Raw genomic sequence first — 13814 nt, 5'->3', positions numbered from 1 at the left:
CCCTCAGTTGCCGTTGTTGAACATCTGGGCGTTGCCGGGCTGATAGCCGGAGCCAGGCGTCAGGAACCGGCGGCGTTGTTCGCGCCCCTGTTCGGCTGCGGCAGCCCTTTCTGCTTCGGTCAGCGCCCCGGCACGTCCATCGGCCGCAAGCAATGCGACAAGATCGGAGAGCTGCTGCGACTGGAGAGCGAGAAGCTGATTGCCGGCCTGGGTCGCCTGGAGCGCGCCTGTCGCCCCCTGGCTTTGGCCGACCAGCGTCGAAACTTCGGCGCGGTTCGTGTCGATGTTGCCGACCACGCCGGCCTGGACGCGCATGGCGTCCTGCAGTCCGCCCACGGTGTTCTGCCAGCGTGAGCGTGCATCGGCGACGAGCTGCTGTTCCGTCGTCGACAGTGAGACATTGCTGTATTGTTGCTGAAAGGCCCGATCGATGCCCTGAACATCGAACGCGATGTTCTGAGCCTGGCTCAGAAGCTGTTGCGTGCGCTGAAAGCCCTGTTGAAGCTGCTGGAGCGAGGAATGCGGCAGGCTCGCGAGATTGCGCGCCTGATTGATGAGCATCTGCGCTTCATTCTGGAGCTGTGTGATCTGGTTATTGATCTGTTCGAGCGTGCGCGCGGCAGTGAGCACGTTCTGCGCGTAATTGGACGGATCATAGACGATCCGTCCGAAGCCAAATTGAGCATGCGCCTGAGAGATGAAGATCGGCGACAGGGCGACGGGCATCGCCAGCATTGTCGCGGCCATGAATAGTGCGCGCGAGCGGGAACGATGGATAGTCATGACGTAGTCTCCTTGGGGGCTGGGGGAACGAGATTGGCGAGATCGGGGATAAGGTCGGCGGCCCAGCCGACGCCGCGCAGGCGCAGCCATGCGGGGAGAAACCCCTCCGGCCCATGCTCGGCCAAGATCCTGGCGATGGCCGTCTGATCGGTTTTGGAGGAAGCCGCGGTTAGCGCGAGGCCCACTTCGGAGAGGCCCAGGTCGAACAAGCGGTTGCCGCGTCGCGACTGGCAGTAATAGTCCCGCTTCGGTGTGGCCCGCGCGAGGATCTCGATCTGCCGATCATTCAATCCGAAGCGACGATAGATTGCGGTGATCTGGGGCTCGATCGCTCGTTCGTTAGGCAGCAACAGCCGCGTCGGGCAGCTTTCGATGATGGCCGGGGCGATCGCCGAGCCATCGATGTCGCTGAGCGATTGGGTGGCGAAGATGACCGAGGCGTTCTTCTTGCGCAGGGTCTTCAGCCATTCGCGGAGCTGACCTGCGAAGCCTTCGTCATCGAGGGCGAGCCAGCCTTCGTCGATGATCAGCAGTGTGGGCGATCCGTCGAGGCGGTCGCCGATGCGGTGAAAGAGATAGGCGAGAACGGCGGGCGCTGAGCCTGTGCCGACAAGGCCCTCGATCTCGAACGCCTGCACCGCTGCATGCCCAAGATGCTCGTTCTCGGCATCAAGAAGCCGACCATAAGGCCCGCCGACGCAATAGGACCGCAAGGCTTGCTTGAGATCGTTCGATTGCAGCAGCACGCACAGGCCGGTGATGGTGCGTTCCTGGACAGGGGCGGAGGCGAGCGACGTTAAGGCGGACCAGAGGTGTTCCTTCACCTCCGGCGTGATCTGGATGCCTTCGCGCATGAGGATGGCGATGAGCCAGTCGGCCGCCCAGGCGCGTTCGGGCACGTCATGAACGCGCGCGAGAGGCTGAAGCGACACGGAAGATTCGGCGCCGTCAGTCAGGTCACCACCAAGGTCGTGCCAATCGCCGCCCATCGCCAATGCCGCGGCCCGAATGGAGCCGCCGAAGTCGAAGGCGAAAACCTGTGAGTTTTCGTAGCGGCGGAATTGGAGCGCCATCAGCGCCAGCAGCACGGACTTGCCCGCACCAGTCGGACCGACGACGAGCGTATGGCCGACGTCTCCGACATGAAGGGAAAACCGGAACGGAGTGCTTCCCTCGGTCTTGCCGAACAGCAAGGGGGGCGACCCGAAGTGCTCGTCCCGTTCCGGCCCCGCCCACACCGCTGAAAGCGGGATCATGTGGGCGAGATTGAGCGTGGAAATCGGCGGCTGCCGAACATTGGCGTAGACATTGCCCGGCAGCGAGCCGAGCCATGCGTCTACGGCGTTGATGGTCTCGGGCATGGCGGTGAAGTCGCGGCCCTGGACCACCTTCTCGACCAAACGCAGCTTTTCGTCTGCGATCCGCGGGTCGTTGTCCCAGACGGTGATCGTCGCCGTGACATAGGCCTGGCCGGCATAGTCGGCCCCGAGTTCCTGGAGCGCGAGATCGGCGTCTGCGGCCTTATTGGCTGCGTCGGTGTCAACGAGGGCGGATGCCTCGTTGGTCATGATTTCTTTCAGGATCGCGGCGATGGATTTGCGCTTGGCGAACCATTGCCGCCTGATCCTGGTGAGCAGCTTGGTCGCGTCGGTCTTGTCGAGCAGGATTGCCCTTGTCGACCAGCGATAGGGGAATGCAAGACGGTTCAGCTCGTCCAGGATTCCGGGTGTCGTCGCGGTGGGGAAGCCGACGATAGTGAGGATGCGCAGATCGGAATGTCCCAGACGCGGCTCAAGCCCACCGGTGAGCGGCTGATCGGCGAGCAGAGCATCCAGATAGATCGGCGTTTCGGGGACCCGCACCCGATGACGGTTGGTTGAAACGCAGGAATGCAGATAGGTCAGCGTCTCGGCGTCATCGAGCCAGCCGCATTCCGGCATGAAACCATCGAGCAGCGACAGCACCCGGTCGGTGCGATCGATGAAGCCGCGCAGGACTTCGTGCGGATCGACGCCGCTTCGGTCGCGTCCTTCATAGAGCCACGCTTCGGTACGCGCCGCATCTTCGGCCGGCGGCAGGTAGGTGAAGGTCAGGAAGTAGCCGGAAATGAAATGAGCGCCGGCTTCTTCGAAGTCGGCCTTACGCTCGGCATCGACCAAGGCCGAAGCCGGATCGGGAAAACGGCTCTTGGGATAGGTCGAGGCTTCGTGCCGTTGCGCTTCAACGAAGATCGCCCAGCCAGAGCCGAGCCGACGGAAGGCGTTATTGAGGCGTCCCGCGACCGCGACCAATTCGGCCGCAACGGCACTGTCGAGGTCGGGGCCGCGGAAGCGTGCGGTACGCTGGAACGAACCGTCCTTGTTGAGGACGGCGCCGTGGCCCACCAGAGCCGCCCAAGGCAGGAAATCCGCCAGGCGGCTGGCAGTGCGGCGATATTCGGCAAGGTTCATCATGGGCGGTGCTCCCTCAGACCGACAGGTGGCCGGGGATGCGCAGATGCCTCCGCCCGACCTCGACGAAGAGCGGGTCGCGCTTGGCGGCCCAGACGGCGGCAAAGTGGCCGACAACCCAGATGGCAAGGCCGACAAGCCAGAGGCGCAGACCGAGGCCGACGGCGCCGGCCAAAGTGCCGTTCATGATGGCGATGGAGCGCGGGGCGCCGCCGAGCAGGATGTGCTCGGTTAGCGCCCGGTGGACCTGCACGGTGAAGCCCGGCACCTCGTCGAGCTGTTCCAGCCTCCCCGCCATCAGACGAGCGCCCCGCCGCCGAACGAGAAGAAGGAGAGGAAGAAACTGGATGCGGCGAACGCGATCGACAGACCGAACACGATCTGAATCAGACGGCGGAACCCGCCGGACGAGTCGCCGAAGGCCAGTGTGAGGCCGGTGACGATGATGATGATGACCGCGACGATCTTGGCGACCGGGCCCTCGATCGATTGCAGAATCGATTGAAGCGGCGCCTCCCAGGGCATGGACGAACCGGAAGCGTGAGCGGCCGGGGTGAGGATCAGGGTCGCATAGGTGACGGCTGCTGCTGCCGTGACATGGCGGCGGATGCGCCGGGCGTGACGGATCATGAGGGATCTCCTGTTGGGCTTGAGGCTGAGGTTGCGGGAGTGACGCGGTAGTCGCCGTCCGGGCCGAGGCCATCGACGCGCGCAAGTTCGGCGAGCCGGCGTTGCGAGCCACGACCAGCAAGAACGGCCACAAGGTCGATGGTCTCGGCGATCAGCGCCCTTGGGACGGTGACGACGGCTTCCTGGATGAGTTGCTCGAGGCGGCGCAGCGCACCGATCCCTGTGCCGGCATGGATGGTGCCGATGCCGCCCGGATGACCCGTTCCCCAGGCCTTAAGCAGGTCGAGAGCTTCGGAGCCGCGGACCTCTCCGATCGGAATGCGGTCTGGGCGCAATCGCAGTGAGGACCGCACCAGATCCGACAAGGTGGCGACACCGTCTTTGGTGCGCATGGCGACCAGGTTGGGTGCGGAGCATTGCAGCTCGCGCGTGTCCTCGATGATGACGACGCGATCCGTGGTCTTGGAGACCTCGGCGAGCAACGCATTGGTGAGCGTGGTCTTGCCGGTCGAGGTGCCGCCGGCGACAAGGATGTTGGCCCGGGCGGCGACCGCCCCGCGCAGAGCCTCGGCCTGGTCCGCCGACATGATTCCGGCGGCCACATAGTCGTCGAGCGTGAAGACTGCGACGGCTGGTTTGCGGATCGCGAAAGCCGGCGCCGCAACAACCGGGGGCAACAGGCCCTCAAACCGCTCCCCCGTTTCGGGCAGTTCGGCCGACACCCGCGGATTGCCGGGATGGACCTCGGCGCCGACATGGTGCGCGACGAGTCGCACGATCCGTTCGCCATCTGCGGGCGCCAGCCGCTCGCCTGTGTCAGACAGGCCTTCGGACAGCCGGTCGATCCAGAGCCGGCCGTCAGGATTGAGCATCACCTCGACGATCGACGGGTCTTCCAGAAACCGCGCGATGGCCGGTCCAAGGGCTGTGCGCAGCATGCGCGCGCCGCGCGTGATCGCTTCCGATTTCTGGTGAGATGCCGCCATGTCGTCCCCTTGCGGCCAGGGACCGTTCAGCCGGCCCTGGATCGGGGACGATTAAAAGAGCCCGAAGTTGGGCTGATTCAACAAGTCTTTGTCGTAGTAGTAGCGTAGAGTGCAAATACAGGCGAACGGCGGAGCGGACTTCGGGAAGATTCGAAAAGGGTATAACTATTGCTTCGCTTCTGGCGAATCGCCTTCGCCAGGTTCTAGGTCAGGAACCACGTCGTCCGGGATCTCCCGTAGGAAACTCTGACCCTGCTGTAGTCGTCGCCCGATTGTCTCAATGAACCCTTCATAGCGTTCGCGGCCTTTTGGCTGCGCAGCGGCGTTGGCGTCGCTGGTCAGCGGCGGTGTGACCGACAGCCAAAAGCGAACGTATAGCGCTAGCGTCTCGGCGGTGATGCCGAGATCGCGTTCGATGCGCTGGATCTGCCTTGTCATACGGTCGAGACGGCGTGTGAGGGCGGCTTCGCGCTTGTCTGCGCCATCTGGCGAGAGAAACGATGCGACTGCGGCTTCGACGATCGCCGAGCGTGAGATTTTCTTTCGGTCAGCAAGGTCTGCGATCTGGCGCAGCATCTCGGGCGGGAAGTATACGTTCATCCGGTCGCGCATGGCTCAGAGCTCCATATTGTCGTTGGGGTCCATGGCGACCTGGCGCGCGATGCCGCTCATCTGGCGGCGAAGCGCTTGCCGCTGGCGCGCGGCGTCCTCGGGTTCGTCGTCGAGCAGGGCTTTGAACTCGTCGGCAGGGTTCGGATCGGTCGTTTCCTTGACGATTGCGACATGGTCGGGAAGCTCGGGCTCTCGACGAAGGCCGCTATTGGCCGCGTCTTGCTCGGCCTTCTGGATCTCGGCGAGCAGCGCAGCGTCCGGCGCCTGCGGCTTCAGCTCTGTCCACGCATCCTTGCGCGTCGTGCGACTGGTTTTAGCCGGGTCCGGTGGGGGCAGTACGCGCTCGACGAAGCGCTTGTCCTCGAAGTAGCGCGCCTTGTTGGCCCGGATCGGCGGGGTCGCCGCCAACATGACGATTTCATCGTTGGGCGGAAGCTGCATGATCTCGCCGGGGGTCAGCAGCGGACGCGCGGTTTCAGAGCGCGACACCATGAGGTGACCGAGCCAGGGCGACAGACGGTGCCCGGCGTAGTTTTTCATCGCCTTCATTTCTGTGGCGGTGCCGAGCGCATCCGAGACGCGCTTTGCGGTGCGCTCGTCATTGGTCGCGAAGCTCACGCGGACATGGCAGTTGTCGAGGATCGAGTTGTTGGCGCCGTAGGCCTTTTCGATCTGGTTGAGCGACTGAGCGATGAGGAAGGCTTTCATGCCGTAGCCGGCTATGAAGGCGAGCGCGCTTTCGAAGAAGTCGAGACGGCCGAGAGCCGGAAACTCGTCGAGCATCATCAGGACCCGGTGTCGCCGGGCCTTGGTGTGCAGATCCTCGGTCAGGCGGCGGCCGATCTGGTTGAGCACAAGCCGGATCAACGGCTTGGTGCGCGAGATGTCGGATGGCGGGACCACCAGGTAGAGGGTCGCCGGCCGCGCGTCCTCGATAAGGTCGGCGATGCGCCAGTCGCAGCGGCGTGTCACCTCGGCGACAACGGGATCGCGATACAAGCCTAGAAAGGACATGGCGGTAGACAGGACGCCGGAGCGCTCGTTGTCGGACTTGTTGAGCAGTTCGCGGGCCGTCGAAGCGATGACAGGATGCGGGCCGGCCTCGCCGAGATGTGGCGTGGTCATCATCGCCGCCAGCGTGGTTTCGATCGGGCGCTTCGGGTCGGACAGGAAACCTGCGACGCCGGCGAGGGTCTTGTCCTTCTCGGCATAGAGGACGTGAAGGATGGCGCCGACCAGCAAAGAGTGACTGGTCTTTTCCCAGTGGTTGCGTTTCTCCAGCGAACCCTCGGGGTCGACCAGGACGTCAGCGACGTTCTGGACGTCGCGCACCTCCCACTCGCCGCGCCGCACTTCGAGCAGAGGATTGTAGGCGGCCGATTTCGGATTGGTGGGGTCGAACAGCAGCACCCGACCGTGCTTCGAGCGGAAGCCGGCGGTGAGCTGCCAGTTTTCGCCCTTGATGTCGTGGACGACGACGGAGCCCGGCCAGGTCAGCAGGGTTGGGACGACGAGGCCGACACCCTTGCCGGATCGGGTCGGAGCAAAACACAGAACATGCTCCGGTCCGTCGTGGCGAAGATAGTCACGATCGAGCTTACCGAGGACGACGCCGTCAGGGTTGAGCAGGCCCGCCGCCTTCACCTCCTGCGGTTTCGCCCATCGAGCCGAGCCATAGGTTTCGATGTTCTTCTGTTCGCGGGCGCGCCACACCGACATGCCGATGGCGACCGAGATGGCGATGAAGCCGCCTGATGCGGCGATGACGCCGCCCTTGGCGAACACGCCCGGCGCATAGGCGTCGAAGAAGTACCACCACCAGAAGATCGCCGGGGGATAATAGATTGGCGTGCCGGCAAGCTCGAACCATGGTGTGCCGAGCTGGGCCTGATAGCCAAGTTGCCAGGCGACATATTGCGTCGCGCCCCAGGTGGTGAGGAGGATGATCAAAAAGACGGTAAGGATCTGGCCCCAGAGGATTTTGGTGGCGGACATTCGCCGGGTCCTTTCTTGCTGCTTGTGGTGCTAGAGGCCCAGGCCGCGCTGGCGGCCCAGGCTCCACTCGATGCCGCCATGCCCCTTGGCGACGCCGGCGATATGCTGGCCGAGCTTCTTTTCGAGCGGCGGTGTCCAGGGCACGAGCTGGAAGCCGAGCCCGTTGTCGATCATGGCGAAGCGGCCCGAGGTGAGCGCGATACGCTGGCGATAGACACCGGCGACATGCTCGCCGGCCTGCGCTTTCTGGTACGGCAGTCCGTGTTCGCTCTGGAGCTTCGTGCCAACGGCATCGAGCTCGCGCTGTCGCAGCGTATTGAGCAGATCGCGTTGCAGCAGGATGCGTTGGCCCTGCCGGCGGGCAAGGCCCTCATCGGCCAGATGCTCGGCGCGCGCCTGCATGGCGTCGCGCACCTCGGCGCCGAAGCCTCCCATCGACATGGGCATCGCCTCGCGCTCAACCAGGCGATGATCCAGCCAGGTCGCGCCCGGCGCCGTGATCTGGCGGTTGAGATCGAAGTCCGATCGGTTGGCGAGCGCCAGCGTCGGCCGGGAATCGTCGGGGCCGCCGAAGCGACGCACCTCGACGATGCCGCCAATCGGGGGCGCATGCTCGAAGGCCTCGATCCCGCGGAAGCGGACATGGTGCGCGCGGCCGTCCGTGCCGTCGATCACCGCATAGGCTTCGCCGGTCAGCTCGTCATGCAGGCCGCGATCGACCAGGCGGCCGATAACGGGTGAACCCGCCCCGCCGCCGTCGATCGTGTAATCGCTGACGCCGCGATCCTGACCACGCTCGGTAAAGGCGCGGTGCATGGTCTTGATGATGTCGCCGCGAATGCCGAGATCGCGCAGTGTGCGTTCGGCCTGCAGCCCGACGGTCCATTCCCCTGGAGAGCCTTGTGCCGCGAGCTCCATCCTTTCGAGATGCTGGAGCCTGCCGATCATCAGGCGGCGCAGCGAGGGATCGGCCTTGCCGTTCGCCTCGGGGCGCAGGTCGATAAAGCCGGTCTCGTCGGCGGCGATGCGGATTTCAACATCGAGCCGGGTCCAGCGCTCGGCGGTGACTTCCTTTTCCAGCGCGTTGCGGACTTCATGTTCGGGCTTGGGGCCGAGCTCGATGGAGACAAGATCCTCGGCGCGGGAGCGCAGGCCGCGGCTGATATAGTCGCGCGAGATCACCAAATCGGCGCCGGTCTCATCGACGCCGCGCACAAGCAAATGCACATGCGGATTGTCGGTGTTCCAGTGATCGACGGCGACCCAGTCGAGCTTGGTGCCCAGATCCGATTCCATCTGGTTGGCGAGGTCGCGGGTGAACTCCCGCAGATCGGTCATGTCCCCCGCGTCTTCGGGAGAGACGATGAATCGAAAATGATGCCGGTCATCCCTGCATCGGTCGGAGAAGGCGAGATCGTCGGCGCGCTCGTTCGTCGCGTCGAACAAGACCCCCTTCTCCCCGTCACGGCTGACGCCTTCGCGCTTCAGGTAGGACACATGAGCCGAGAGTGGCGCGGAGCGGAATGACTTGCCCCGATGGCGGACCACGCGCGCCTTGATGACGACACGGCGCGAAGCACTGAATATGCGCGAACGGCTGAAACTGGTTCGTCCACGCCCGAAGGTTGAATGACCACGGCCGGCGCTTCTCTTGGCGGTCTGCCCTTCGCCAGAGCTGTGCCCGGCCTTCTTCGAGGCCCTCAGCACTTGATTGATGAAGCTCTTGGACTTGGGCGCGCGGGTGGATTTGATGCGTCCTGGGCGGACGCGGAAATCGCTGTCGCCTTCGCTCATGGGAGGACCTCCCGAGACGGCGCGAAGGCGCACAGTGCCGAAAACAGCGTTGAAATCGCTGGGTAAACCAGCAGTCGCGGCACGCGACCCGACCGACCGGCACGCCAAAAGCCAAGCCATGTCAATGGCTTGTGCGAATTTGGCGAGGCCCTTTTATCTCGCCGTCCTGCTGTCGCTGCTCTCTGCTCCTCCCACCCTTCCGCACAACGCTCTCGGGAACACGCCAAGCTGCGCCATAATGCGAACCGGCTCATTGCGGGTCTCCATCATCGGCACGGGCAACGAAAATGCTGCCGTATTGCGCAGAATTGGCGGGACCTTCCCCCGATGACGGCGCAGTCGGGGTGTCATTTTCTTGCGGTTCGGATATCGTTTTGCGCGCATCCAGACCGTGGGCTGACGGCGTGACGAAGAGCGGCGCTCGTCGCCAAGCGTGCGGGTCGGCGGCGGCAACGGCGACGGTCCCCGGTGCGGGTGGCGACAGGTTTGCCCCGCCGATCAATGGCGCGAGCGTGGCGACATAGGCGCGGGTTTCTGCCGGAAGGGGGCGGCCCGCGAGGTATTCCTCATAGCGTCCGGGTCCAGCGTTATAGGCTGCAAGAAAGCCCGGCGATCCGTAGCGATCGTACATTTCGCGCAGATAGGCCGTACCGGCGATGATGTTGTCGCGCGGGTCGAACGGATCGCGTCCAAGGCCATAACGGACGCGCAATTCCGCCCAGGTGGCGGGCATGACCTGCATCAGGCCCATTGCGCCCGCCGATGAGACGGCGCGCACGTCATCGGCGCTTTCGACGCGGCGCACCGACCTGATCCAGTGTTCGGGAATGCCGAAACGCTGCGAGGCTTCGGTCACGAAGGCGGCGTGAGGGTCGCGGATTGGCTGCGCGATCGACGGGGCGCTCTGCGCGAGAACGGCGAGCGGCGGCGCGGCGGAAATAGACAGGCCGGAAAGGAGGAAGAGGATGACGCACCGGGCAGCGCGAGGCCGCCCGGTTGACATCGGCGATGCGGGCTTCGTGCGAGCGATCCGCATGCGCTATTCCCGTTCGCCGCGCTTCTGAGGGCGGCTCCAGTGCAAAGACCAGGAGGTCGTATCAGCCCCGTTCTGGAACAGGCGGGCACGGATCGGCTGCGCAAAGCTGGGGTCGTCGATCAGCAGTGAGAGATATTCGCCAGCCTTTTCGCTGGACTCCGTCCAGGCCGCGCCGATCTCCGGTGCGTTGTCATCCGCGCCGTGATGGACGCGGTAGCTCGGCGCGTTCTCGACGTCCGAAGGATCGACGGGAACGATGGTGATCTCGCGAAACAGGGTGAGCGTATGAATGCGGCCGGTGAAGCCGGATTCCTCGCGGGTGAATTCGCCGATTTGCGGCATGGCGGTTTCCTTTCAAGATGCGGTGGAGAAGGATTGGGCGAGCAGTACGCCCGCCCCAGGCTGGGCGATCACCGCGTTGGCGCCCGCCATTCGAAGCGGCCGTGGCCGTCCTCGTCGGTCCACAAGGGAACCGCGCGGCCGATGACGGCGCTGGCCGGGATCGGGCCGAAATAGCGGCCGTCCAGACTGTCGGGAACGTCCCAGTTCATGAGGAAGACCTCGCCGTCCGAGACGATGCGGCAGCCCTGCCAATCGGGGAGCGGGCGGTCGATGCGGTCGCGTTGGAGAGCCGTTCCCATCGCGACGCCGTCGACACTGATCAGGACGCCGGAGCGGCAGACGGTCTGCCCGGGAAGGCCGAGAACCCGTTTCAGGAGCGGCGTGTCGCGCGGCAGGTATCCGCCGTCGGCGAGAAAGCTCGCAATCGGTTCCGGCGCAGCGACGGCGACCAGATCGGTGACTTCGAGCCGCTTTGCAGGTTCGACCGAATAGAAACCGATCGGGGTGCTGGCCGAGGCATTCCAGATGAGTTTGGTGGGGGCGTCGATCCACGTCGTCACGGCGATCGCGCTGGACGCTACGAACGTCGCCATGGCCCATTTGAGGTCGGTCATGGCGCGATCCTCCGGCGCTTAAGCCACGCCTGGTGCTGATCGCGCGAGTAGCGGCGTGCGTCCTGGCCGGCGCTCAGTCGGTTGTGTACATGCCGCCAATAGTCTGGCGCGGCTTCGGCCGGATCGAGCGAAAGGGCCTCGATCGCGTCGATGAGCTGCAGCACGCGTTCGACCTTCGGCCAGCTTTCGATCTTGAGCAGGATGTCGCCGCCGGGGCGCACAAAGGGCAGCGTCTGATAGGGTTCGCCGGGCGTGATGGCGCGCACGATATCGATGCGCGAGATGATCGTGCCGAAGTCGTTGGAGGCCCACCGGACGAAGGCGAAAGTCGTGCCGGGCCTGAAGGAGAGGACGCGGCGGCGGCGATCAAGGATCGTCTCCTGCACGTCTTGACCGAACCTGATCCAGTATTCGATCTGCTTTTCCACCCATGTCAGCTCGACGTGGGTGAGACGGTCGGTTTGGAAAGACGACGGCGTCGAGCCGCCGCGCATGCGGGGGGCCGCGATGCCGGTCATGACGGGTCTCCTGGCGATTGGGGGAATTCGCGCGCGAGCAATTCGCGAAGCATGTCGGCGACGGTGACGCCGCGTTGAAAGGCGGCGATCTTGATGCGACCGCGCACCTCCGGCGTGACGTCGATGGTCAGCCTTGCGGTGAAGCCCGTGCTGGAAGCTGGACCGGGCGACACCGGTTCAGCGGACTTGATCCAGTCGTCTGGGTCGGAAGGACGGGCGACGAAGCCACGCCGGGCGCTGGCTTTGGTCATGGCGCCAACCTCCCGACTTCCGCAGTCAGGGCGGCGATCTCGCGCGCGGCCGCGCTATTGTCGTCGGCCTCAAAAACGAGGCGCCCGGACTGTGCCAGGTCGGCGAAGGCGACACGCTGGCCGATCGTCGCCGACAGCAGGGGCGGATCGTGATCGGCCAGTGTCTCGGCGGTCTCGCGGGCGATGACGGTGCGTGCAGCGCAGCGGTTGAGTACGAAGCGGGCCATGAGTTGCGGCCGATAGATTCGGGCCTCTGCGAGCAGCGCCAGCATTTCGGCCGAGGCCCAGCCATCGAGCGGTGACGGCTGCACAGGGATCAGGACAAGATCGGCGGCGAGCAGCGCCGAACGCATAAGACCTGCAACGCGCGGTGGTCCGTCGATGACGATGTGAGCGGCGTCACGCGCGAGCTCGGGCGCCTCGCGATGAAGTGTGTCGCGCGCTAGGCCGATGACGCCGAACAGGCGAGGCAGGCCCTCGCGGGTGCGTTGCTGCGACCAGTCGAGCGCCGATCCCTGCGGGTCGGCATCGATCAGGGTGATGCGCTTGCCTTCACGCGCCCATTGACCGGAGAGATGCAGCGCGAGCGTCGTTTTGCCGACGCCGCCTTTCTGATTGAGAAGCGCGACGATCATTTCGCGCCTCCAGGCTCGTCGCCGAAGGTGCGATGCGCGTGGCCGGAAGAGCGGTCCGTACAGGCGGAGCTACGAAGAGCCTGATCGGTTACATGCGCTTGAAGTGATGGCTTTTTGGCCTGGTTCGGCCGCCTTCCGGCGATGTTTTCCACATCGCGCGCGCGCTCTTCAAAGTTAGATTCTTGGTTAGACTCTAAGTTAAGGGCGCGATTTCGTTTTTTGTTTCCAGAGCTTACACCCTGTTTCGGTTCCCGATAGCACGAGCCTCCGGTTCCCGATAGCACGATAGGTCGGGTTCCTGATAGCACGAGGCCGTCCACAGGTTGTCCACAGGCCGCCGATGGTTCGAAAGCAAGCAGCAACCGGCCGCCGACTTCGACCTCAAGGAACAGCGAGTAGCCAGGCAATGGCTGGCGGCGAATGATGTCGCGCAGCTCGAACGCGAAGCGTTTGAATGGCGATAGACTGCCGGATTTCTGATGCAGGTGGCGGAAGTCGAAGCGCCAGCCATTGCGTTGTTTGCCGCCATGCTTGCGCACAATGCGGTAGAGCCAGCGATCGAGGCCTCCAGTGAGACCGAAATAGTCCCGGTCGATGGTCAGGACGAGCGCATCGTCGAGAACGGCGCGGTAGAACCAGTCCGGCACGATCAGCTCGATGCCGGCGGGACGCCCCTGGCGATCGGTGCGCTCCTGCCATTCATTGATCCAGGAGAAACGGTGGCGGCGGCCTTCGGCCGCTTGCCGTATCGAGGTTGCGACCGTGGTCGACTGCAGCCGGTCGAGTGCAGCCTTGAGGCGCTGATAATCGCGCATCGATACGCCGCGACCGATGAAATTGAGGATCTCGTAGGGGGTGGCGGCCATCAGGCGCGAAGTGCGAAGACCCTTGTCGCGCGCTTCGACGATCTGGCTCGCCGCCCAGATGAGGATGTCGGCATCCCAGATTGTGGCCATGCCATGATCGGGAACTGCCTCGACGCGGATGCTCACGTCGCCGGCGACGAAATCGATCGGCGCGGTGCGGTGTGACTTGGAGAGGGAGAAGAACGGATAGGCCATGAGGTCCTGCGCGTCGCGGGGCGCGAAATCGCCAGGGAGCGCGTGGAACAGATCGAGTTGTCCGCGCTCCGGAGATGGGCGATGCCGCGTCGTCATTGAAAACACCG

15 protein-coding genes are annotated in these 13814 nt (G+C 64.5%); all 15 read right to left on the bottom strand.

Annotated features, from left to right (window positions below):
* Positions 1-3: 3 nt before the first annotated feature.
* Entirely contained in the window at positions 4-783 is a 780-nt protein-coding gene (trbJ, locus tag HJG44_RS12630) for a P-type conjugative transfer protein TrbJ (RefSeq protein ID WP_171218702.1), read from the bottom strand.
* Positions 780-3236: a conjugal transfer protein TrbE gene (trbE, locus tag HJG44_RS12625; RefSeq protein ID WP_171218701.1), complete on the bottom strand. Its 2457-nt coding sequence runs from the start codon at positions 3234-3236 to the stop codon at positions 780-782. Before trbE ends, trbJ begins: the two co-directional genes overlap by 4 nt.
* Positions 3237-3249: 13 nt before the next feature.
* Positions 3250-3531, bottom strand: a complete 282-nt coding sequence (locus HJG44_RS12620; RefSeq protein WP_003170524.1) for a VirB3 family type IV secretion system protein — start codon at positions 3529-3531, stop codon at positions 3250-3252.
* Positions 3531-3863: a TrbC/VirB2 family type IV secretion system protein gene (locus tag HJG44_RS12615; RefSeq protein ID WP_003170525.1), complete on the bottom strand. Its 333-nt coding sequence runs from the start codon at positions 3861-3863 to the stop codon at positions 3531-3533. Before HJG44_RS12615 ends, HJG44_RS12620 begins: the two co-directional genes overlap by 1 nt.
* Positions 3860-4849: a P-type conjugative transfer ATPase TrbB gene (trbB, locus tag HJG44_RS12610; RefSeq protein ID WP_171218700.1), complete on the bottom strand. Its 990-nt coding sequence runs from the start codon at positions 4847-4849 to the stop codon at positions 3860-3862. The genes HJG44_RS12615 and trbB overlap by 4 nt, the downstream gene beginning before the upstream one ends.
* 165 nt (positions 4850-5014) lie before the next feature.
* On the bottom strand, positions 5015-5461 hold the full coding sequence (locus HJG44_RS12605) for a CopG family transcriptional regulator (RefSeq protein WP_171218699.1): 447 nt from the start codon (positions 5459-5461) through the stop codon (positions 5015-5017).
* A 3-nt stretch (positions 5462-5464) separates the two neighbouring features.
* Positions 5465-7456: a conjugal transfer protein TraG gene (locus HJG44_RS12600; protein WP_171218698.1), complete on the bottom strand. Its 1992-nt coding sequence runs from the start codon at positions 7454-7456 to the stop codon at positions 5465-5467.
* A 30-nt stretch (positions 7457-7486) separates the two neighbouring features.
* Positions 7487-9250 carry a relaxase/mobilization nuclease domain-containing protein gene (locus tag HJG44_RS12595; RefSeq protein ID WP_171218697.1) on the bottom strand — a complete coding sequence of 588 codons (1764 nt, stop codon included), beginning with the start codon at positions 9248-9250 and terminating at the stop codon, positions 7487-7489.
* Positions 9251-9500: 250 nt separating this feature from the next.
* Entirely contained in the window at positions 9501-10286 is a 786-nt protein-coding gene (locus HJG44_RS12590; RefSeq protein ID WP_210261072.1) for a lytic transglycosylase domain-containing protein, read from the bottom strand.
* A 3-nt stretch (positions 10287-10289) separates the two neighbouring features.
* Positions 10290-10628, bottom strand: a complete 339-nt coding sequence (locus HJG44_RS12585) for a DUF736 domain-containing protein (RefSeq protein WP_003167733.1) — start codon at positions 10626-10628, stop codon at positions 10290-10292.
* Between the two features lie 68 nt (positions 10629-10696).
* A complete protein-coding gene (locus HJG44_RS12580) occupies positions 10697-11242 on the bottom strand; it encodes a S26 family signal peptidase (RefSeq protein WP_171218696.1) in 546 nt (181 codons plus the stop codon).
* Positions 11239-11760: a DUF2840 domain-containing protein gene (locus HJG44_RS12575; protein ID WP_171218695.1), complete on the bottom strand. Its 522-nt coding sequence runs from the start codon at positions 11758-11760 to the stop codon at positions 11239-11241. Before HJG44_RS12575 ends, HJG44_RS12580 begins: the two co-directional genes overlap by 4 nt.
* On the bottom strand, positions 11757-12011 hold the full coding sequence (locus HJG44_RS12570) for a hypothetical protein (RefSeq protein ID WP_114076035.1): 255 nt from the start codon (positions 12009-12011) through the stop codon (positions 11757-11759). The genes HJG44_RS12575 and HJG44_RS12570 overlap by 4 nt, the downstream gene beginning before the upstream one ends.
* Positions 12008-12646: a ParA family partition ATPase gene (gene parA / locus HJG44_RS12565; protein ID WP_171218694.1), complete on the bottom strand. Its 639-nt coding sequence runs from the start codon at positions 12644-12646 to the stop codon at positions 12008-12010. Before parA ends, HJG44_RS12570 begins: the two co-directional genes overlap by 4 nt.
* Positions 12643-13803 (bottom strand): replication initiator protein A, encoded by a 1161-nt coding sequence (locus HJG44_RS12560; protein WP_029371818.1) that lies wholly within the window; start codon positions 13801-13803, stop codon positions 12643-12645. The genes parA and HJG44_RS12560 overlap by 4 nt, the downstream gene beginning before the upstream one ends.
* Between the last annotated feature and the right edge of the window lie 11 nt (positions 13804-13814).

The organism is Enterovirga aerilata, from assembly GCF_013044135.1.
Taxonomy (GTDB): domain Bacteria; phylum Pseudomonadota; class Alphaproteobacteria; order Rhizobiales; family Beijerinckiaceae; genus Enterovirga; species Enterovirga aerilata.
The sequence above is the reverse complement of the archived record's forward strand: the minus strand, read 5'-3'. Positions and strand labels throughout refer to the sequence as shown.

What these genes read in the sequence shown, in the direction of transcription:
- trbJ (WP_171218702.1), bottom strand. Translation starts at nt 783, where the DNA reads ATGACTATCCATCGTTCCCGCTCGCGCGCACTATTCATGGCCGCGACA.
- trbE (WP_171218701.1), bottom strand. Translation starts at nt 3,236, where the DNA reads ATGATGAACCTTGCCGAATATCGCCGCACTGCCAGCCGCCTGGCGGAT.
- HJG44_RS12620 (WP_003170524.1), bottom strand. Translation starts at nt 3,531, where the DNA reads ATGGCGGGGAGGCTGGAACAGCTCGACGAGGTGCCGGGCTTCACCGTG.
- HJG44_RS12615 (WP_003170525.1), bottom strand. Translation starts at nt 3,863, where the DNA reads ATGATCCGTCACGCCCGGCGCATCCGCCGCCATGTCACGGCAGCAGCA.
- trbB (WP_171218700.1), bottom strand. Translation starts at nt 4,849, where the DNA reads ATGGCGGCATCTCACCAGAAATCGGAAGCGATCACGCGCGGCGCGCGC.
- HJG44_RS12605 (WP_171218699.1), bottom strand. Translation starts at nt 5,461, where the DNA reads ATGCGCGACCGGATGAACGTATACTTCCCGCCCGAGATGCTGCGCCAG.
- HJG44_RS12600 (WP_171218698.1), bottom strand. Translation starts at nt 7,456, where the DNA reads ATGTCCGCCACCAAAATCCTCTGGGGCCAGATCCTTACCGTCTTTTTG.
- HJG44_RS12595 (WP_171218697.1), bottom strand. Translation starts at nt 9,250, where the DNA reads ATGAGCGAAGGCGACAGCGATTTCCGCGTCCGCCCAGGACGCATCAAA.
- HJG44_RS12590 (WP_210261072.1), bottom strand. Translation starts at nt 10,286, where the DNA reads ATGCGGATCGCTCGCACGAAGCCCGCATCGCCGATGTCAACCGGGCGG.
- HJG44_RS12585 (WP_003167733.1), bottom strand. Translation starts at nt 10,628, where the DNA reads ATGCCGCAAATCGGCGAATTCACCCGCGAGGAATCCGGCTTCACCGGC.
- HJG44_RS12580 (WP_171218696.1), bottom strand. Translation starts at nt 11,242, where the DNA reads ATGACCGACCTCAAATGGGCCATGGCGACGTTCGTAGCGTCCAGCGCG.
- HJG44_RS12575 (WP_171218695.1), bottom strand. Translation starts at nt 11,760, where the DNA reads ATGACCGGCATCGCGGCCCCCCGCATGCGCGGCGGCTCGACGCCGTCG.
- HJG44_RS12570 (WP_114076035.1), bottom strand. Translation starts at nt 12,011, where the DNA reads ATGACCAAAGCCAGCGCCCGGCGTGGCTTCGTCGCCCGTCCTTCCGAC.
- parA (WP_171218694.1), bottom strand. Translation starts at nt 12,646, where the DNA reads ATGATCGTCGCGCTTCTCAATCAGAAAGGCGGCGTCGGCAAAACGACG.
- HJG44_RS12560 (WP_029371818.1), bottom strand. Translation starts at nt 13,803, where the DNA reads ATGACGACGCGGCATCGCCCATCTCCGGAGCGCGGACAACTCGATCTG.